Source organism: Silvania confinis, from assembly GCF_025564085.1.
GTDB classification, from domain to species: domain Bacteria; phylum Pseudomonadota; class Gammaproteobacteria; order Enterobacterales; family Enterobacteriaceae; genus Enterobacter; species Enterobacter confinis.
Genome location: NZ_JAMGZJ010000076.1, coordinates 39444 through 59892, shown reverse-complemented (window position 1 = coordinate 59892; position 20449 = coordinate 39444). Strand labels below are relative to the sequence as shown.

The following is a 20449-nucleotide window of genomic DNA, read 5'->3' as shown; positions in this document are numbered from 1 at the left end:
CCTGAATATCGGCGAGGATGGTATGAGTAACAAAACTGAATATTACAAAATCAGCAGTTTTATTTTTCTCTATTTCTTTACCTGGTCCGCCAGTATTGGCCTGTTGGCCATCTGGCTCGGACAAAAAGCCAATCTCAGCGGCTCGGTGATTGGCACTGTATTTGCGGTGAACGGCATCTTCTCGGTGATCCTGAAACCGATCTACGGCTATATTCTGGATAAGATCGGCATGAGCAAATATCTGCTCTATTTCGTGGTGGCGATGTCGGCCCTGATGGCCCCGTTCTTTATCTATGTTTACCAGCCGCTGTTAATGTCCAACACCTTACTGGGGATTATTATCGGCGCGCTCTATTTAAGCTTTGCCTGGTATGCGGGCGTGGCGGCGTGCGAGTCCTATTCCGATCGCTTCAGCCGCCTTAATGGCATGGAGTTTGGCCAGATCCGCATGTGGGGATCGCTGGGCTGGGCGGTGGCGTCCTCGTTCTCGGGCCTGCTGTTTAACCTCTCACCGTCGTACAACTTTATTATGGGCAGCGTGGCCTCGGTCATCATGCTGATCGTCCTGTTAAACCTGAAAGTGAACACTAACTCCGTTCATGCTGACGAGGTGCTGACCAAAGACAAAATCGCCCCGTCAGACGTCTACGCTCTGCTGCGCAGCCGCAAGTTCTGGGCCTTCTGCCTGTACGTAGCGGGGGTGGCGTGGATGATGTTTATCGCCGAACAGCAATTCTCCCGCTATTTCGTCACCTTCTTCGACGATATTCATCAGGGCAATGCGGTGTTTGGCTATCTGGGTACCGTCCAGTCTGGCATGGAATTCGTGATGTATATGGTGATCCCGCTGTTCGTCAACTTTATAGGTGCTAAGCGCGGGTTATTAATCGTCGGCCTGATTGTCGGTGCACGACTGATTATTTCCGGGATGTGCGATTCCCATCTGTTAATTTCGGTGTTGAAACCGCTTTACGGCCTGGAAATATGTCTGCTGCTGGTATCGGTATTTAAATATATCGCCGAGCATTTCGATAAACGCGTTAACGCCACCATGTATTTATTGGGCTATCAGGCGATGCTGTATGTCGGCAACGTGGTGGTGTCATCCCCGGCGGGTTATATGTATGACCGCATCGGCTTCGAGCAGACCTATATCATCATGGGCGCAACGGCGCTGACCTTTACGGTTATCTCTGCCTTTACGCTGTCGGCCTGTCAGAGCAAATGGCGCGGCACCCGGACGCTGAACGTAGCAGAACAACCTTCATCACATTAATTTTTGCCGTCAAAGAAGGAACCGAAAAATGTTAAATCATATCGCCCTGGAGCCGTTGGCTGATATTCCTGTCCCGGTCGAGGCACGTGCGTTCAACGACGAATTACGTTCCGCACGCAGCCACATTCTTGAGCTGATTAGCCGTCATTTAACCGAGTTCGGTGAGCAGTTCCCGGCCGAAACCTGTCAGGACGGGTACTATCCGCTGACCGAAAACGTCGAGTGGACCACCAGCTTCTGGACCGGGCAGCTGTGGCTGGCGTGGGAGATGAGCGGCGACGAGAAATTCCGCGCGATGGCGGAAAAACACACCCGTTCGTTTGGCGTGCGGATCGCCAGTCGCAACGACACTAACACCCACGATCTTGGCTTTTTGTACACGCTCTCCTGCGTGGCGGCCTGGCGACTGACTGGCGACCGCGAGGCGCGGGGTTTCTCGCTACTGGCGGCTGAAGCACTGCTTGAACGCTTCCATGAGAAGGCGAAGATCATCCAGGCGTGGGGCGATCTGAGCGATCCCGAGCAGGCCGGACGGATGATCATCGACTGCAACATGAACCTGCCGCTGCTGTACTGGGCAACCGAGCAGACCGGCGATCCGCGCTTTGCTGATGCGGCGCAAGCCCACGTGATGCAGGCGGCGCAATTCCTGATCCGCGAAGACGCGTCGACCTTCCACACCTACTATATGGATGTGAAAACCGGCGCGCCGCGCTATGGCAATACCCAGCAGGGCTATGCGGACGACTCCTGTTGGTCGCGCGGTCAGGCGTGGGGGATTTATGGTTTCCTGCTGAGCTATATCTACACCGGCGACGAAACGATGATCGCCCTGTCGAAACGGCTGGCGAATTACTTCCTCAACCGTCTGCCGGAAGATTACGTCTGCCACTGGGATCTGGCGCTGGTGGGCACCGACGCGCTGCGCGACGCTTCTTCAGCGGCGATTGCGGTGTGCGGCCTGCTGGAGCTGGTGAAACATCTGCCGGTCACCGACCCGGACAGAGAGCGTTATCAGGCGTGGGCGCAGGGCATTATGTCCTCGTTGACGAAGCACTATCTGATGGGCAAAACGGAGAAAGGTAACGGCGTGCTGAAGCACTCGGTTTACCATCTGGCCAGCAATAAGGGCGTGGATGAGTGCGCCAGCTGGGGGGATTATTTCTACGTCGAAGCGCTGGTGCGTTGTACTCAGAGCTGGAAGCTGTACTGGTAAACAGAACGGCCCTCTTTGTAAGGAGAGGGCCGCAACGATCAGGCTTTCGGGATACGCAGCGTCTGCCCGGGATAAATTTTATCGGGGCTCGAGAGCATAGGCCGGTTAGCTTCAAAGATTTTGTTGTACTGCGAGGCATCGCCATACACGGTTTTTGAGATGGCGCTGAGGGTGTCGCCGGATTTCACCTGGTAGTAGGTGGCTTCGCCGCTGGTGTCGCTGGCGGTGATATTGTTTTCCACCTCGCTGACGCCCGCGATATTCCCCACGGCAATCTGGATTTTCTCTTTCTGTTCCTGCGTCAGCCCGTCGCCGGTGACGCTGGCTTTACCGTCGGTCACATTGACCTGCACCTTATCGGCACCCGGTATATTGAGTTTTTTAAGATGGTCTGCGACTTTATCGCTTTGCCCTTTGTGGTCCGTCAGGTTGTCCCACAGTTTTTCACCTGCCTCTTTTACGAAGCTGAAAATACCCATTTCGTCCTCCGGTTAGCAAACACGTAAGACTCTAAGCATAGCAGGTAGGATCAAAAACAGGCCGGGCAAACGCAGTGCCGCCCGGCGTTACTACAAAACTTAAACCCCTTGCTCCAGAATACGGATATGGGTTTCCAGAACGTCCCCTTTCACCGCTTCGCTCCACGCTTTCATGTGCGGGGTTTGCAGGTGGGCTTCCAGGTGGGCCACGGTTTCCCACTGCTCAACCATGATGATTGAGTCCGGGGCGGTGGTCTGGAAGCTGACGCCTGCGGCAGTGTCGACCATCGGCGCGTAGCCGTGGCAGCCTGCTTCGTCTAAAACGGCCGGGATAATTTTTGCAAACTGATCCAGCACCGCCTGACGGTGATGTTGGCCAGGGCGGGTACGGATTTCAGCAATTACGGTAAGCATGGTCCACTCCTTATGATTCCAGCTTCCAGTTAAGCAAAAATTTCCGTCAGATGCTTGCGGTATTCTGCGATATAGCGCGGCACGTCCGGCATTTTGATCACGTCGTTGGTGATAAAGGTCGGCAGCGCTTCCATTCCGAGGAACTGGTTGGCTTTGTGGAACGGCAGATAGACACCGTCAACGCCCACGCCGTGGAAGAACTGGTCTTCATCGGTGAACGCATCCATCGGGGCGTTCCAGGTCAGGGAGAGCATGTATTTTTTACCCTGAATCAGGCCGCCTGAACCGTATTTTTTTGAGGCGTCAGAGCGGGTGCGGCCATCGCTGGCGTACAGCGATCCATGACCTTCGGTAAAGACATCGTCCATGTATTTTTTAATGGTCCACGGCGCGCCCATCCACCAGCCCGGCATCTGCCAGATAACCACGTCAGCCCACAGGAAGTTCTGCACTTCGGCTTTGATATCGTACTCGCCGTCGGTACGCACGACCTTAACATCATGTCCGGCGTCGCGCAGGAACCCGTCCGCGACCTCGGTCAGGGTGTCATTCAGCTGGCCGTTGGAGTGCGCGAATTTCTTCGCACCGTTGATAATCAGAATGTTGCTCATAATGTGACCTTGCAGGAAAGAGTATGGCGACGATTCTACGCGCGACAGCGGGGCGGTAAAATGAGCAAAATGTGTAAAGTCTTTTGCTCTGAGCGCAATAATCACCCTACCAGCCAATCCGCGCTTCAAACCCCCCGCGGTCGATATTGCTAAGCGACACCGTCATCCGGTGCAGGGCGGCAATCCGCTTGACGATGGATAAACCCAGCCCGCTGCCGGTTTGCTGCTGGCCCGGCGGGCGATAAAAGCGCTCGCCAACGCGCGCAAGGGCTTCGGGAGCGATCCCCGGCCCGTTATCCCGCACGCTAAAGCTGTGCGTGTCGAGCGTGACATCCACCACGCTACCGCGCGGGCTGTAACGGACGGCGTTATCCAGCAGATTACGTACCAGCAGGCTCAGCAGCAGCGCTTGCCCGACGTGTCGCGCCTGCGGGGCGTTGAGCGTCAGGCGGATCTCAATACCCGCCTGCTGCGCCGGATGATAGCTGTCCATCACCGCCGATTGCAGCAGATCGGCCATCGGGATCGGCTCGATTTCGTCGAGATTCGCCAGCGAGTCCAGCCGCGACAGGGTCAGGAGCTGCTCCACCAGCCGGGATGCGCGATCGATACCCGCGTGCAGCTGCATCAGCGCTTTTTCCTGCGCCTGCGGATCGTCCTGCGACAGCAGCGCGACGTCGGTCTGTACCTTCAGCGCCGTCAGGGGGCTACGCAGTTCGTGGGCGGCATCGGAGGTGAAGCGCCGCTCGCGCAGCATCGCCTCCCGGGTGCGGGTGAAAAGATGGTTCAGCGCCTCCACCAGCGGGCGCACCTCGCCCGGCAGTCCCGTGGTGGTCAACGGGTCGGTGGCATCCGGGGCGCGGTGGCGCAGGTTTTGCGTCAGATTTTTCAGCGGACGTAGCTCGCGGCCGAGCAGCACAACCAGCAGCAACAGCATCACCGGCAGCGCCACCAGCCACGGCGTCAGCTGCGACGTAACGATATCCAGCGCCATCTCCTGACGGTACTCGCGCTCCTGACCGACCACGATGCGGGTATTGCCGTCGGGCGCTGTCAGCCACAGAAACCGCCATTCGTCGTTATCCCCCTGCAAGTAGCCGTCATCAAAGCCGTCGCGACCCGGGTGCCAGGCAATATCCCGGCCGTTTTCTCCGTCATGCAGCAGCATTTTTCCGTCGCGGGAATAGATAGCAAACGCCAGCGCGTCATCGTCCAGATGGCCGTTTTTGGCCTTCTTCGGCATGTCGCGTACCTGAACGGTGCCGTTCAGGGTGCTGAGATCCATCGCCATCAGCCGTTTGGCAAACAGCATCTGCTGGGTGTCGAACAGCTTATCGAGCTTATGGCTGGTCTGCTGCCAGGCCACCACGCTGGCGGCACACCACGCCCCCAGCGCCAGCAGTAAAAACAGCAGGGTCAGGCGCAGCTTCAGGCTCAAACGTTGCGTCAGTTTCATGCCTCTCCCAGGGTATAACCGATACCGTGCACGGTGCGGATAGAGCCCGCGCCGAGCTTGCGGCGCAGATGATGAACGTGGACTTCCACGGCGTTGCTGGAGACATCGTCATCCCAGCTGTAGAGCTTCTCTTCGATAAGCTTGCGCGGCAGCACGCGCCCGGCATTACGCATCAGCAGCTCCAGCAGGGCGAACTCTTTTGGTTTCAGGGTCAGCGTCTCGCCGTCGAGGGTGGCGGTGATGGCGACCGGGTCGAGCCTCACCTTGCCGTGCTGGAGTTCGCGGCGGGTCTGACCGTGGCTGCGGCGCACCAGCGCCTCCAGGCGGGCGGCCACTTCGATCAGGGCAAACGGCTTGCACAGGTAATCATCGGCCCCAAGGCGCAACCCCTCCACCCGCTGGTCGAGCGCGTCGCGGGCGGTGAGGATCAGCACCGGTTCGCTGCGCCCGCTCTCGCGCCATTCGCGCAGGATCGTCAGCCCATCGAGTCCGGGCAGGGTAAGATCCAGCACCACCGCATCGTAGGGCGCAGAGAAGAGGGCGCTTTTGCCGGTGGGGCCGTCGGTAAACCAGTCGACGAGAAAGCCCATTTTACTCAGCCCGACCTTAATGCCGTCGCCGATAAGCCGATCGTCCTCTACCAGTAAAATACGCATTCCCTCTCCTTATGATCGCCATTTACAGGGCAGTAAACCTCTGCGGAGTCATCGCTGTACAGCAAAAAAAATTAAATTTTCGGCTTAAGAATTCGTTAAGGTTTACCCTGTGTAATGGACATCTAAACACGTTGAAAGGGAGAATTACCGATGAAAAAATTCGCTGCAATGGCTGCCATTATGATGATCACCACCGCGCCGGTGTTTGCCGCTCAGGGCGGATTTACCGGTCCGTCGGCTGCACCATCCACGCAAACCGCGACCCAACCGGGCGGCTTCGTTGACGCCAACGCCAATCTGACCACGGCGGTAAAAGCCAAAGATCTGAAAGACAACAGCTGGGTGAAACTGCGCGGCAATATCGTCGAGCGCCTGTCTGATGACCGTTACCTGTTCCGCGACGCCAGCGGCACGGTCGAAGTCGAAATCGACACCAAACACTGGAATGGTCAGACCGTCAGCCCGCAGGCTCAGGTCGAGCTCCAGGGCAAAGTCGATAAGGACTGGAACGAGTTTGAAATCGAAGTGAAACAGATCACCAAAGTGAATAAATAAGCTGAGAAAGGGCCGGTTTCGCGGCCCTTTTCTTTGTGACTCAACTCGCCAGATAGGGTAGTATCTGCGGCAATATTGCCTGAAACCAACTGGTTTCTGAGTTGAGGGATCCCATTTAATGAGCGATATGGCAGAGCGCCTCGCGCTACATGAATTTACTGAAAACGCCTATCTGAACTATTCCATGTACGTGATCATGGACAGGGCACTGCCGTTTATCGGCGATGGCCTGAAACCGGTTCAGCGCCGCATCGTTTATGCGATGTCCGAACTGGGTCTGAGCGCCAGCGCAAAATTCAAGAAATCCGCCCGTACCGTGGGTGATGTACTCGGTAAATACCATCCGCACGGCGACAGCGCCTGCTACGAAGCGATGGTATTGATGGCACAGCCGTTCTCCTACCGCTATCCGCTGGTCGACGGCCAGGGCAACTGGGGGGCACCGGACGATCCTAAGTCGTTCGCGGCAATGCGTTATACCGAATCCCGTCTGTCCAAATATGCCGAACTGCTGCTCGGTGAACTGGGCCAGGGCACCGTCGACTGGGTGCCAAACTTCGACGGCACCATGCAGGAGCCGAAAATGCTGCCTGCGCGCCTGCCGAACATTCTGCTGAACGGCACCACCGGTATCGCGGTCGGTATGGCGACGGATATCCCGCCGCACAACCTGCGCGAAGTGGCGAAAGCGGCGATCACCCTGATCGAACAACCGAACACGACTCTCGATGAAGTGCTGGATATTGTACAGGGGCCGGACTACCCGACCGAAGCCGAAATCATCACCTCGCGAGCCGAAATCCGCAAAATCTACCAGAACGGTCGCGGTTCGGTGCGCATGCGCGCGGTGTGGACCAAAGAGGACGGCGCGGTCGTGATCACCGCGCTGCCGCATCAGGTTTCCGGTGCCAAAGTGCTGGAACAAATCGCCGCCCAGATGCGTAATAAAAAGCTGCCGATGGTCGACGATCTGCGTGACGAATCCGATCACGAGAACCCAACCCGGCTGGTGATCGTCCCGCGCTCTAACCGCGTGGACATGGAGCCGGTGATGAATCACCTGTTCGCCACCACCGATCTGGAAAAAAGCTACCGCATCAACCTGAACATGATCGGCCTGGATGGTCGCCCGTCGGTGAAAAACCTGCTGGAGATCCTCACCGAATGGCTGGCGTTCCGTCGCGATACCGTGCGTCGTCGTCTGGACTATCGTCTGGAGAAAGTGCTCAAGCGCCTGCACATCCTCGAAGGTTTGCTGGTGGCGTTCCTCAATATCGACGAAGTCATTGAGATCATCCGCGGTGAAGATGAGCCAAAACCGGCGCTGATGTCGCGATTTGGCATCAGCGAAACCCAGGCTGAAGCGATCCTCGAACTGAAGCTGCGTCATCTCGCCAAACTGGAAGAGATGAAAATTCGCGGCGAGCAGAACGCGCTGGAGAAAGAACGCGATCAGCTGCAGGCGATCCTCGCTTCCGAGCGCAAGATGAGTAACCTGCTGAAGAAAGAGCTGCAGGCCGATGCTGAGGCTTTCGGCGACGATCGTCGTTCTCCGCTGCACGAGCGCGAAGAAGCGAAAGCGATGAGCGAGCATGACATGCAGCCATCCGAGCCGGTGACCATTGTGCTGTCACAAAGCGGCTGGGTACGTAGCGCCAAAGGTCACGATATCGACGCGCCGGGCTTAAGCTACAAAGCGGGCGACAGTTTCAAAGCCGCAGTGAAAGGCAAGAGCAACCAGCCGGTGGCGTTTATCGACACCACCGGGCGCAGCTACGCCATCGATCCGATTACGCTCCCGTCGGCGCGCGGGCAGGGCGAGCCGCTGACCGGCAAGCTGACGCTGCCGCCGGGTGCAACGGTTGAACATATGCTGATGGAAGGTGATGAGCAGAAGCTGCTGATGGCCTCCGATGCGGGCTACGGTTTTATCTGTACCTTTAACGATCTGGTGTCGCGTAACCGCGCGGGCAAGGCGTTAATCAGCCTGCCGGATAACGCCCGCGTGATGGCGCCGCTACTGATTGAGGACGAGAGCCACATGCTGCTGGCGATCTCGGCCGCAGGCAGGATGCTGATGTTCCCGGTGAGCGATCTTCCGCAGCTGTCGAAAGGCAAAGGCAACAAGATCATCAACATCGCTACGGCGGACGCCGCATCAGGAGAAGACAGTCTGGCGCATCTCTTGATTCTGCCACCGCAGAGCACCCTGACCCTTCACGTGGGTAAACGCAAAATCAAACTCCGCCCGGAAGAGCTGCAGAAAGTGGCGGGCGAACGTGGACGTAAAGGTTCGTTGATGCGCGGTTTGCAGCGTATTGATCGACTGGAGATCGACTCTCCACATCGCGGCACAGCGAGCGAAGACGACGCGTAATCTCGTTTCTCCCCCGCCGTTCAGGCGGGGGTTGTCGTCAACACATCCGTTATAAAAACAAAGCAGTTACCCGAATACAGTTGCAGTATAATTGTCAGCTGTTCGGGTTTTAGAGGTCGCTATGCTATTAATCGTTCGTTTAATCCTGGTTGTTATCTACTGCATCCTGGTCTGTTTCTTCGGCTGCATTTACTGCCTGTTCAGTCCGCGTAATCCGAAGCACGTCTCCACCTTTGGCCGTATGTTTGGCCGTATGGCACCGCTGTTTGGTTTGAAAGTCGAGACCCGACTGCCGGAAGGGGCAGAGAAGTTTGGCAACGCTATCTATATCTGTAACCATCAAAATAACTACGATATGGTCACCGCTGCAAAAATCGTACTGCCACCAACCGTCACCGTGGGCAAAAAGAGTCTGCTGTGGGTACCGTTCTTCGGCCTGCTCTACTGGCTGACCGGCAACCTGCTGATCGATCGTAACAACCGCACCAAAGCGCATAGCACTATCGCCGAAGTGGTTAACCATTTTAAGAAGCGCAGAATTTCTATCTGGATGTTCCCGGAAGGCACCCGCAGCCGTGGGCGTGGCCTGATGCCGTTCAAAACCGGCGCGTTTCATGCCGCAATTGCAGCCGGCGTACCGATTATTCCGGTGTGTGTTTCCTCCACATCGAATAAGATTAATCTTAACCGCCTGAACAATGGCCTGGCGATTGTTGAGATGCTGCCGCCGGTTGATGTCAGCCAGTACGGTAAAGACCAGGTGCGGGAGCTGGCGGCGCATTGCCGTGAAATCATGCTCAATAAAATCGCTGAGCTTGATAAAGAAGTCGCAGAGCGCGAAGCCGCTGGCAAGGTTTAAGCCGGCAAGAAGGGAAAACGAATTCCCGCGTGGTTAGTACGTTTATACATGGAGCTAATATGTCACTCAGTCGCCGTCAGTTTATTCAGGCATCGGGGATCGCCCTATGTGCAGGTGCGGTTCCGCTGAGGGCAAACGCCGCCGGGCAGCAACAGCCGCTGCCCATTCCGCCGTTACTCGAATCCCGTCGTGGACAGCCATTGTTCCTGACGATGCAGCGTACCCACTGGACCTTTACCCAGGGGACGCGCGCTTATGCGTGGGGGATTAACGGGCGCTACCTCGGCCCGACGATCCGCGTCTGGAAAGGCGATGACGTAAAGCTGATTTACAGCAACCGCCTGACGGAAAACGTCGCCATGACCATCAGCGGTTTGCAGGTGCCTGGCCCGCTCAAGGGCGGTGCGCCGCGTATGATGTCCCCGAGCGCCGACTGGGCGCCGGTCCTGCCCGTTCGCCAGAACGCGGCCACCCTCTGGTATCACGCCAACACCCCAAACCGCACCGCGCAGCAGGTCTACAACGGCCTGGCGGGCATGTGGCTGGTGGAGGATGAGATCAGTAAATCGCTGCCGATCCCCAACCACTACGGCGTGGACGACTTCCCGGTCATTATTCAGGATAAGCGTCTGGATAACTTCGGTACGCCGGAGTACAGCGAGCCGGGCAGCGGCGGGTTTGTCGGTGATACGCTGCTGGTCAACGGCGCGCAAAGTCCGTATGTCGAAGTCTCCCGCGGCTGGGTGCGTTTGCGCCTGCTGAATGCCTCTAACTCGCGTCGCTATCAACTGCAGATGAGTGACGGCCGTGCGCTGCACGTGATCGCTGGCGATCAGGGCTTTTTACCCGCCCCCGTCCCGGTGAAACAGCTGGCACTGGCTCCGGGCGAGCGACGCGAAATCCTGGTAGATATGACCAACGGCGATGAAGTGTCGATTACCTGTGGCGAAGCGGCGAGCATCGTTGACCGGCTGCGCGGCTTCTTTGAGCCGTCGAGCATTCTGGTCTCGACGCTGGTGCTGACCCTGCGTCCAACCGGCCTGCTGCCGCTGGTGACTGACACCCTACCGCTGCGCCTGCTGCCGGAAGAGATCCTAAGCGGTACCCCGGTACGCAGCCGCGATATCAGCCTCGGCGACGATCCGGGCATTAACGGCCAGCTGTGGGACGTCAACCGCATTGATATCACTGCCCAACAGGGCACGTGGGAGCGTTGGACCGTGCGCGCCGAAATGCCGCAGGCGTTCCATATCGAAGGGGTCAGCTTCCTCGTGCGCAACGTCAACGGGGCGATGCCGTTCCCGGAAGACCGAGGCTGGAAAGACACCGTCTGGATCGATGGGCAGGTCGAACTGCTGGTTTATTATGGCCAACCGTCGTGGCCGCACTTCCCGTTCCTGTTCCACAGCCAGACGCTGGAGATGATGGACCGGGGCTCGGTGGGTCAGCTGCTGGTCAATCCGGCACCGTAAATCGCCGGGTGGCGGCTTCGCCTGACCCGGCCTACAGGCCCGTAGGCCCGGTAAGCGCAGCGCCACCGGGCACAAACAATCCCGCACAATACTCCTTCAATTCCCGTATTGATCCAGCGTATAATCCCCGCCCTTTTGATTATTTTTTCTTCGGAAGCATTATGAGCGCAATATCCTTGATCCAGCCGGATCGAGACCTCTTCTCCTGGCCCCAGTACTGGGCAGCCTGTTTTGGACCGGCGCCATTCCTGCCGATGTCCCGTGAAGAGATGGACCAACTGGGCTGGGACAGCTGCGACATTATTCTGGTGACGGGCGACGCCTACGTCGACCACCCGAGCTTTGGCATGGCGATCTGTGGCCGTATGCTGGAAGCCCAGGGTTTTCGCGTCGGGATCATTTCCCAGCCGGACTGGAACACCAAAGATGATTTTATGCGCCTCGGCAAACCGAACCTGTTCTTCGGTGTGACCGCGGGCAACATGGATTCAATGATTAACCGCTACACCGCCGACCGCAAGCTGCGTCATGACGACGCCTACACCGCGGATAACCTGGCGGGCAAGCGTCCGGATCGCGCCACACTGGTGTACACCCAGCGTTGTAAAGAAGCATGGAATGACGTGCCGGTCATCCTGGGTGGCATCGAGGCGAGCCTGCGCCGTACCGCACATTACGACTACTGGTCTGACACCGTGCGCCGCTCGGTGCTGGTGGATTCCAAAGCTGACATGCTGATCTTCGGCAACGGTGAACGACCGCTCGTAGAAGTGGCGCACCGTTTGTCCCAGGGTGAGCCGGTAACCAGCATTCGCGACGTGCGTAACACGGCGATCATGGTCAAAGAAGCGCTCCCGGGCTGGAGCGGCGTCGATTCGCGCATCATTGATATGCCGGGCAAAATCGATCCGATCCCACATCCTTATGGCGACGATCTGCCGTGTGCGGATAACAAACCGGTCGAGCCGAAGAAAGCCGAAGCGAAAGCCGTTGTCGTGCAGCCGCCGCGTCCCAAGCCGTGGGAAAAAACCTACGTGCTTCTGCCGTCCTTCGAGAAAGTGAAGGGCGACAAAGTGCTGTACGCCCATGCGTCGCGTATTCTGCACCATGAAACCAACCCGGGTTGTGCGCGCGCGCTGATGCAAAAGCACGGTGAGCGCTATATCTGGGTTAACCCCCCGGCGATCCCGCTGTCGACTGAAGAGATGGACAGCGTGTTCGCTCTGCCGTACAAGCGCATTCCGCACCCGGCGTATGGTGATAGCCGTATTCCGGCGTATGAGATGATCCGCTTTTCGATCAACATCATGCGCGGCTGCTTCGGGGGCTGTTCTTTCTGCTCCATCACCGAGCACGAAGGGCGCATTATCCAGAGCCGTTCCGAAGAGTCGATCGTCAACGAGATCGAAGCCATTCGCGACACGGTTCCGGGCTTTACCGGCGTTATCTCGGATCTCGGCGGCCCAACCGCCAACATGTACATGCTGCGCTGTAAGTCGCCGCGTGCGGAGCAGACCTGCCGTCGTCTCTCTTGTGTCTATCCGAGCATATGCGAGCACATGGACACCAACCACGAGCCGACGATCAACCTGTACCGCCGCGCCCGAGACCTGAAGGGTATCAAGAAGATCCTGATCGCCTCCGGCGTGCGCTATGACATCGCAGTAGAAGATCCGCGCTACATCAAAGAGCTGGCAACCCACCACGTGGGCGGCTATCTGAAGATTGCCCCGGAGCATACTGAAGAAGGCCCGCTGTCGAAGATGATGAAGCCGGGCATGGGCAGTTACGATCGCTTTAAAGAGCTGTTCGACACTTACTCCAAACAGGCCGGGAAAGAGCAGTATCTGATCCCATACTTTATCTCTGCGCACCCGGGTACGCGTGATGAAGATATGGTGAACCTGGCCCTGTGGCTGAAACAGCGTCGCTTCCGTCTGGATCAGGTGCAGAACTTCTACCCATCGCCGCTGGCGAACTCGACCACCATGTATTACACCGGCAAGAACCCGCTGAGTAAGATTGGTTATAAGAGTGAAGATGTGGTGGTGCCGAAAGGTGACAAACAGCGTCGTCTGCATAAAGCGCTGCTGCGTTATCATGATCCTAAAAACTGGCCGCTGATCCGTCAGGCGCTGGAAGATATGGGTAAAAAGCATCTGATTGGTTCACGTCGCGACTGCCTGGTGCCTTCGCCTACGCTTGATGAGATGCGCGAAGCGCGTCGCCAGAACCGCAATACGCGTCCGGCCTTGACCAAACACACGCCGATTGTGCATCAGCGTTCGAACGGGACGGCAGGTGCGAAGAAACCCGTGAATCGCAAAGCGTAAAAGAAAAACCCCGGCTCGCCGGGGTTTTTTATTCAACCGCCAAACTGATCTGGATCCGGCCCTAAACGCTTACCTTGATCCAGCTTCGCTATCTCGCTCAGCTCGTCTTTATCCAGACGGAAGTCCCACACGTCGAAGTTCTCGGCGATGCGCGACGGGGTCACGGATTTCGGGATCACCACGAGACCACTGTCCAGATGCCAGCGAATGACAATCTGCGCCGGGGTTTTGCTGTACTTATCGGCCAGCTCGCGAATAATTTTCTGATCGAAAACGCCTTCGCCGCCCTGCGCCAGCGGGCTCCAGGATTCGGTCTGGATCTTGTGGGTTGCATTCCAGGCGTGCAGCTGACGCTGCTGCATCAGCGGATGGAGTTCGATCTGGTTGATCACCGGGGCGACGCCCGTCTCATCAATCAGCCGCTGCAGATGGTGGATCTGGAAATTACACACCCCGATGCTCTTCACCAGACCGGCTTTTTGCAGGTCGATCATGCCATGCCAGGCGTCGACATAGTGATCGATAGCCGGAACCGGCCAGTGCATCAGATACAGGTCGACGAAATCGAGCTGCAGCTTATCCAGGCTCTCCTGGAGCGCGTCAGCCGGACGTTTTTGATCGTCGTTCCACAGCTTGGTGGTAATAAATAACTCATCGCGGGGCAGACCGGCGCTGGCCAGTGCGCTTCCCACGCCGGTTTCATTTTTGTATGCAGCAGCGGTGTCAATCGACCGGTAGCCGACTTCCAGCGCCTTATGAATGGCGGACACGACCTCGTCGTTACCGGCTTTCCATACGCCGAGCCCCAGTTGGGGCATTACGCTACCGTCCTGAAGCTTGATTACGGTTGGGTTTGCCATCTTTCCTCCTTCATTTGCTCATCCACCGGGAGCAAGCCCCCGGTGGCGTATGTGCATTAAGCCTGGCCTAAATGCCGAAAAACGAAAGGTAAGATCGAAAATCGCTTAGCGAGCGGCTTCGTAAATGCGACGGCTGACGTCGAGGGTAATGTCGCCATGTTCGCCGATTTGCGTCATCCCGTGCTCTTCAAGTTTTGCCAGCAGGGCAGGGATGGTGCTGCCGTCCAGACCGTAACCGGAAAGGCGCGTCGGCACGCCCATCTGCTCGAAGAAGTTGCGGGTCGCCACGATTGCGGCATCGATACGCTCGTCTTCAGAACCGGCGGTGATCCCCCACACACGCTCGGCGTACTGCAGCAGTTTGGCGCGTTTGGTGTCGCGTTTTTCGTTCCACAGCGCAGGCAGAACCACCGCCAGCGTCTGGGCGTGATCGAGGCCGTGCATCGCGGTCAGCTCGTGGCCCAGCATGTGGGTTGCCCAGTCCTGCGGGACGCCTGCACCGATCAGGCCATTCAGCGCCTGGGTGGCGGCCCACATCACGTTGGCACGCACGGCGTAGTTTTCTGGCTCTTTCAGGGCCAGCGGGCCGTCTTCGATCAGGGTCAGCAAAATGCCTTCCGCGAAGCGATCCTGGATTTTGCCATCGACCGGGTAAGTCACGTACTGCTCAACGGTATGCACAAAGGCATCCACCACGCCGTTCGCCACCTGACGCGGCGGCAGAGTGTAGGTGTAAACCGGATCCAGCACCGCAAAGACCGGCTGAACGTGTTCGTTCATAAAGGCCTGCTTGTCGCCAGTGGTTTTACGCGAGATCACTGCGCCTTTGTTGGATTCCGAACCGGTGGCCGGCAGGGTCAATACTGAACCCATCGGGATGGCGCTGTTAATGTCGCTGCCGCCGTTTTGCAGGATCTGCCACGGGTCGATACCGTCCGGGTAGTGGGCGGCTGCTGCGATAAACTTGGTGCCATCCAGCACCGAACCGCCGCCGACTGCCAGCAGGAAAGTGATGTTCTCTTCGCGGGCAATTTTCACCGCGTTCATCAGCGTTTCGTAAGACGGATTCGGCTCGATGCCGCCGAACTCACGCACGTCCAGACCGTCCAGCGCGGCATACACCTGATCCAGCACGCCGGTTTTCTTCACGCTGCCGCCGCCGTAGGTGATCAGCACACGAGCGCCGGTTGGGATCTGCTCGCGCAGGTCGGCGATAGCGCCTTTACCAAACAGAATGCGGGTTGGGGTATGCAGATTAAAATTGTTCATTGCTCGTTCCCTTTGGTGGGTGAAAAACGTGGCGGCGCAGAGGGCTGCCTGATGGTGCTCATTGTGGCGAGCGCAGACGATCCTCTCAATGCACATTTCTGCCGATGTCTTGCCCATTTCTACACAGTGCTGGAGAAAATGGGTAAATCTGCGCACACTGTCATCATCGGAAACCGTACCCGGATACAGCAAAGATGAACCGCGAAGAGACGTGTTTGCAGCTAACTGCGCAAATTAACACACTGAAAGATAATGAAAATATTCTTAACGATCTGCTACCGGACGTTCGCCTGCTGTACGGCACGCAGCCCGCCCCGCGCACGCCGGTGATGTATCAGCCCGGTATCATTTTTCTCTTTTCCGGTCATAAAACGGGTTATATCAATGAGCGGGTGTTCCGCTATAACACCCGTGAATATTTGCTACTGACAGTACCTTTACCCTTCGAATGTGAAACCTTCGCGACAGACGCGGTGCCGCTGGCCGGTATTCGCTTAAATATTGATATTCTGCAGCTGCAGGAGCTGCTGATGGACATTGGCGAAGACGAACTGTTTTGCCCGTCGATGGCGGCCAGCGGCATCAACTCCGCCACCCTGTCGGATGAGATCCTCTGCGCCATTGAGCGCCTGCTGGACGTGATGGCGCGCCCGCTGGATGCGCGGATCCTCGGCAAGCAGATTATCCGCGAGATCCTCTATCACGTCTTGTTGGGGCCGGGCGGCGGGGCACTGCTGGCGCTGGTCAGCCGTCAGACTCACTTTAGCCTGATCAGCCGGGTACTGAAGCGCATCGAGAGCCAGTACACCGAAAACTTGAGCGTGGATCAGCTGGCGGCCGAGGCCAATATGAGCGTTTCGGCGTTCCACCATAACTTTAAGTCAGTCACCAGCACCTCGCCGCTGCAATATCTCAAAAGCTATCGCCTGCACAAAGCGCGGATGATGATGATCCACGACGGGATGAAGGCCAGCGCGGCGGCGCTGCGGGTGGGCTATGAAAGTGCGTCGCAGTTCAGTCGGGAGTTTAAACGCTACTTTGGCGTCACACCGGGGGAGGATGCGGCGCGGATCAGGACAATGCAGGGGATATGATGGTTGGACGTAGGCCGGGCAAACGCGGTGCCGCCCGGCCTCAGAACATCAGGCGCTACAATACTTCTTCTTAATCACCACCGCGATGGTGCCCACCAGCCCTGCAACCAGCAGGAACATCGGCAGGATCATCAGGAAGGTCATCACCTGGTCTTCGTGGCGCTTCACGAAGGGGATCATGCTCAGGGCATAGCCAAACGTGGTCACCACGCCAACCCACAGCAGCGCGCTCAACCAGTTAAAGAACTGGAAGCGGCGGTTAGACAAGCCTGAGATGCCCGCCATCGTGGGCAGTAGTGTACGTATAAAGGCCAGAAAGCGTCCGGCCAGCAGAGCCAGCAGGCCGTGGCGATCAAACATGCAGGTCGCCCGTTGATGGTACTTATACGGCAGCTGCGCCAGCCAGCTTTTCACGAGCCGCGTGTTGCCAAGCCAACGACCCTGCAGATAGCTGAGCCAGCAGCCCAGGCTGGCGGCGGAGGTGAGGATCACCATCGTGGAGGTAAAGTCCATGACCCCTTTCGCAATCAACGCGCCCGCCAGAAGCAGCAGACTATCGCCGGGTAAAAAGGAGGCGGGCAGTAATCCATTTTCCAGAAACAGGGTGGCGAACATAACGAAGTAAACCACCCCGACCACATGTGGGTCCGCCAGTGCTGCAAAGTCGTGTTGCCAGAGTGCAGCGATAATATCGTGAATAACAGCCATGGGCTTTCCTGTGGAACAGCGTGTATGAACCTAGTGTACTCCCTATTTCGCCTGCGGGCTTTGATCGCAGGCGCAACAATTAAGACTTTTCTGTAGGCAATAAGAAGAAAAGTGTCCTCAATGTTGTTTGGTCTTCCTTAACTACTCGATGCGCGCAAAGCCTGCCGCTAAATCAGCGATGAGATCGTCAACGTTTTCCAGCCCGATATGCAGGCGGATCAGCGTGCCGGTGAAGTCCACTTCGCCACCCGGGCGCAGCTCGGCAATCTGCTCTGGCTGGTTCGGCAGGATCAGCGATTCAAAGCCGCCCCATGAGTAAGCCATGCTGAACAGCGAGAAGTTGTCCAGATACGCCGCCAGCTCATCATTACTCAGACGCTTATTAAGAATGAAGGAGAACAGACCGCTGCTGCCGGTAAAATCCCGTTGCCAGAATTCATGGCCTTTGCTGCCCGGCAGCGCCGGATGGTTAACGCGCGCCACCTGCGGATGCTGCGCCAGCCATTCGGCCACCTGCACGCTGCTTTCGTGGTGCTGACGCAGGCGTACGCCCAGCGTCCGCAGACCGCGGCTGGTCATATAGGCGGTATCGGCGTCCACCATTTGCCCCATCAGATAGGCGTTCTCGCGCAGCTGATCCCAGCAGCGGGCATTGGACACCGCCGTGCCGATCATGCCATCAGAGTGGCCAATCAGGTATTTGGTGGCGGCCTGAATCGAGATATCGATATCAAAGTCGAGCGCTTTAAACAGCACGCCCGCCGCCCAGGTGTTGTCGATCATGATAATGGCTTCCGGCGCCTTACTGCGCACCGCCTGAACGATGGCAGGCACATCATGAACTTCCATGGTGATCGAGCCAGGAGATTCCAGGAATACAATGCGGGTGTTGGGCTGAATCAGGTCGGCGATGTCCGCGCCGATCTGCGGATCGAACCAGCCGGTGGTGACCCCCAGTTTGCTGAGAATTTTGGTGCAGAAGTCCTGGCTGGGCTCGTAGGCGGTGTTGGTCATCAGGATATGATCACCCTGTTCGACAAACGCCAGAATGGTATTGGCCACTGCGGCCGCCCCGCAGGGGAACAGCGCACAGCCTGCGCCGCCTTCCAGCTCGCACATCGCTTCCTGCAAAGAGAAGTGGGTCAGCGTCCCGCGGCGACCGTAAAATAGCTCGCCTTTGGCCCGGTTGCGGGTGGCGTGCTTTTTGGCTTCGACCGTCTCAAATACCAGCGACGACGCGCGTTGGATCACGCTGTTCACCGAGCCGAGGGTATATTTCTTACTGCGTCCCGCCTGGACAAGCGTGGTATCAAGATGCTTCTCTTTCATGTTTGCGCAACCTGTTTTTATACGTCTGGACGTCCAGACTACCATGAAAGTAAAAATGGTCACGAGAAGGCTGGTACATTAAGACGAAAATTTCTTAAAATTTGTGTCCGGGAATTTTTTACTGCGTAAGCGCAAGGAAAATTAAACGAAATTACGGCACCATGTAAATACTAATGAGAACTACTATCAATTCGACGCGTTTTTGATATTATTATGCTCAGATTTTGTGATTTGCGTCCTGGAGATACCGAGTGGGTAATAATTTGATGCAGACGGATCTTTCCGTCTGGGGTATGTATCAGCATGCCGACATCGTGGTGAAGATTGTGATGATCGGCCTGATTCTGGCGTCTGTCGTCACCTGGGCTATTTTCTTTAGCAAGAGTGTTGAGCTGATTACGCACAAACGCCGTCTTAAGCGCGAGCAGCAGCAGCTGGCCGAAGCCCGCAACCTGAATCAGGCGAGCGACATGGCTTCTTCCTTCCAGGCAAAAAGCCTGACCACCCTGCTAATCAATGAAGCTCAGAACGAGCTCGAACTTTCTGCTGGCAGTGAAGACAACGAAGGCATTAAAGAGCGTACCGGCTTCCGTCTGGAACGTCGCGTTGCGGCTATCGGTCGTCACATGGGCCGGGGTAACGGTTTCCTCGCCACCATCGGTGCGATTTCGCCATTCGTGGGTCTGTTCGGCACCGTCTGGGGCATCATGAACAGCTTTATCGGTATTGCCCAGACGCAAACCACTAACCTCGCCGTTGTGGCACCCGGTATTGCCGAGGCCCTGCTGGCGACGGCAATTGGTCTGGTTGCGGCTATCCCGGCGGTGGTTATCTATAACATCTTCGCCCGTATGATTGGCAGCTACAAAGCGACCCTCGGCGACGTTGCCGCGCAGGTCCTGCTGCTGCAAAGCCGCGATCTGGACCTGAGTGCCAGCTCCGCGAAACCGGTCCGTTCGGCTCAGAAATTACATTTAGGTTGATTCGTCATGGCAATGCGTCTTAATGAAAACCTGGACGATAATGGCGAAATGCACGAAATCAACGTGACGCCGTTTATCGACGTCATGCTGGTTTTGCTGATTATCTTCATGGTTGCCGCGCCGCTCGCGACAGTGGACGTCAAAGTCAATCTGCCGGCTTCTTCAAGCCAGCCGCAGCCGCGTCCGGAAAAGCCGATTTATCTGTCGGTGAAAGCGGACAAAACGATGTTCCTTGGTAACGATCCGGTGACCGAGGAGTCGGTTATCCCGGCGCTGACTGCGCTGACCGAAGGCAAGAAAGACACCACGGTGTTCTTCCGTGCCGATAAGTCGGTCGACTATGAAACCATGATGAAGGTAATGGACACGCTGCATCAGGCGGGTTACCTGAAGATTGGTCTGGTCGGCGAAGAGAAGACTGTCGCCAAATAAAGGCAAAAAGGCAACGTAAGTTGCCTTTTTTAATGCTTTCACCCTCTCCCGTGGGAGAGGGCCGGGGTGA

20 protein-coding genes are annotated in these 20449 nt (G+C 57.2%); 11 read left to right on the top strand and 9 right to left on the bottom strand.

Annotated elements, in window-relative coordinates:
- Positions 1-22: 22 nt before the first annotated feature.
- The gene (locus M8013_RS12645) at positions 23-1276 is read left to right on the top strand and encodes an oligosaccharide MFS transporter (protein ID WP_271268160.1); all 1254 of its coding nucleotides are present in this window, start codon (positions 23-25) and stop codon (positions 1274-1276) included.
- A gap of 28 nt (positions 1277-1304) precedes the next feature.
- On the top strand, positions 1305-2492 hold the full coding sequence (locus M8013_RS12640; protein ID WP_271268159.1) for a glycoside hydrolase family 88 protein: 1188 nt from the start codon (positions 1305-1307) through the stop codon (positions 2490-2492).
- Between the two features lie 38 nt (positions 2493-2530).
- On the opposite strand, the gene lysM is transcribed toward M8013_RS12640, so the two are convergent.
- The 5 genes from lysM to qseB form a co-directional block, all read right to left on the bottom strand.
- Positions 2531-2971, bottom strand: a complete 441-nt coding sequence (lysM, locus tag M8013_RS12635) for a peptidoglycan-binding protein LysM (RefSeq protein WP_271268158.1) — start codon at positions 2969-2971, stop codon at positions 2531-2533.
- A gap of 99 nt (positions 2972-3070) precedes the next feature.
- Positions 3071-3385 (bottom strand): putative quinol monooxygenase, encoded by a 315-nt coding sequence (locus M8013_RS12630; protein ID WP_271268157.1) that lies wholly within the window; start codon positions 3383-3385, stop codon positions 3071-3073.
- Between the two features lie 29 nt (positions 3386-3414).
- Positions 3415-3996, bottom strand: a complete 582-nt coding sequence (locus M8013_RS12625) for an NAD(P)H-dependent oxidoreductase (RefSeq protein WP_271268156.1) — start codon at positions 3994-3996, stop codon at positions 3415-3417.
- A gap of 106 nt (positions 3997-4102) precedes the next feature.
- On the bottom strand, positions 4103-5452 hold the full coding sequence (gene qseC / locus M8013_RS12620) for a quorum sensing histidine kinase QseC (protein ID WP_271268155.1): 1350 nt from the start codon (positions 5450-5452) through the stop codon (positions 4103-4105).
- Positions 5449-6108 (bottom strand): quorum sensing response regulator transcription factor QseB, encoded by a 660-nt coding sequence (gene qseB, locus M8013_RS12615; protein WP_271268154.1) that lies wholly within the window; start codon positions 6106-6108, stop codon positions 5449-5451. The genes qseC and qseB overlap by 4 nt, the downstream gene beginning before the upstream one ends.
- A gap of 150 nt (positions 6109-6258) precedes the next feature.
- On the opposite strand from qseB, the gene M8013_RS12610 reads away from it, so the two are divergent.
- From M8013_RS12610 to M8013_RS12590, 5 genes are all read left to right on the top strand, one after another.
- Positions 6259-6663 (top strand): YgiW/YdeI family stress tolerance OB fold protein, encoded by a 405-nt coding sequence (locus M8013_RS12610; protein ID WP_271268153.1) that lies wholly within the window; start codon positions 6259-6261, stop codon positions 6661-6663.
- A gap of 118 nt (positions 6664-6781) precedes the next feature.
- Entirely contained in the window at positions 6782-9040 is a 2259-nt protein-coding gene (parC, locus tag M8013_RS12605; RefSeq protein WP_271268152.1) for a DNA topoisomerase IV subunit A, read from the top strand.
- Between the two features lie 121 nt (positions 9041-9161).
- Positions 9162-9899, top strand: coding sequence for a 1-acylglycerol-3-phosphate O-acyltransferase (gene plsC, locus M8013_RS12600; RefSeq protein WP_271268151.1), 738 nt, complete (start codon positions 9162-9164; stop codon positions 9897-9899).
- Between the two features lie 59 nt (positions 9900-9958).
- On the top strand, positions 9959-11371 hold the full coding sequence (gene ftsP, locus M8013_RS12595) for a cell division protein FtsP (RefSeq protein ID WP_271268150.1): 1413 nt from the start codon (positions 9959-9961) through the stop codon (positions 11369-11371).
- Positions 11372-11532: 161 nt separating this feature from the next.
- Positions 11533-13704 (top strand): YgiQ family radical SAM protein, encoded by a 2172-nt coding sequence (locus tag M8013_RS12590; RefSeq protein ID WP_271268149.1) that lies wholly within the window; start codon positions 11533-11535, stop codon positions 13702-13704.
- A 32-nt stretch (positions 13705-13736) separates the two neighbouring features.
- Here the strand turns inward: M8013_RS12590 and dkgA are convergent, their stop codons facing one another.
- A complete protein-coding gene (gene dkgA, locus M8013_RS12585) occupies positions 13737-14564 on the bottom strand; it encodes a 2,5-didehydrogluconate reductase DkgA (protein WP_271268148.1) in 828 nt (275 codons plus the stop codon).
- Positions 14565-14669: 105 nt separating this feature from the next.
- Complete coding sequence (yqhD, locus tag M8013_RS12580) at positions 14670-15833, bottom strand: alcohol dehydrogenase (RefSeq protein WP_271268147.1); 1164 nt, start codon at positions 15831-15833, stop codon at positions 14670-14672.
- Between yqhD and M8013_RS12575 the strand changes: the two genes are divergently transcribed.
- The gene (locus M8013_RS12575) at positions 15813-16031 is read left to right on the top strand and encodes a hypothetical protein (protein ID WP_271268146.1); all 219 of its coding nucleotides are present in this window, start codon (positions 15813-15815) and stop codon (positions 16029-16031) included. The two genes, yqhD and M8013_RS12575, sit on opposite strands and share 21 nt — an antisense overlap.
- Positions 16028-16927, top strand: a complete 900-nt coding sequence (locus M8013_RS12570; protein WP_271268145.1) for an AraC family transcriptional regulator — start codon at positions 16028-16030, stop codon at positions 16925-16927. Before M8013_RS12575 ends, M8013_RS12570 begins: the two co-directional genes overlap by 4 nt.
- 48 nt (positions 16928-16975) lie before the next feature.
- On the opposite strand, the gene yghB is transcribed toward M8013_RS12570, so the two are convergent.
- On the bottom strand, positions 16976-17635 hold the full coding sequence (gene yghB / locus M8013_RS12565; protein WP_271268144.1) for a DedA family general envelope maintenance protein YghB: 660 nt from the start codon (positions 17633-17635) through the stop codon (positions 16976-16978).
- Positions 17636-17776: 141 nt separating this feature from the next.
- Complete coding sequence (gene metC, locus M8013_RS12560; protein WP_271268143.1) at positions 17777-18964, bottom strand: cystathionine beta-lyase; 1188 nt, start codon at positions 18962-18964, stop codon at positions 17777-17779.
- Positions 18965-19215: 251 nt separating this feature from the next.
- Between metC and exbB the strand changes: the two genes are divergently transcribed.
- Both exbB and exbD read left to right on the top strand, forming a co-directional pair.
- The gene (gene exbB / locus M8013_RS12555) at positions 19216-19947 is read left to right on the top strand and encodes a tol-pal system-associated acyl-CoA thioesterase (protein ID WP_271268142.1); all 732 of its coding nucleotides are present in this window, start codon (positions 19216-19218) and stop codon (positions 19945-19947) included.
- Between the two features lie 6 nt (positions 19948-19953).
- A complete protein-coding gene (gene exbD, locus M8013_RS12550) occupies positions 19954-20379 on the top strand; it encodes a TonB system transport protein ExbD (protein WP_271268141.1) in 426 nt (141 codons plus the stop codon).
- Positions 20380-20449: the final 70 nt, after the last annotated feature.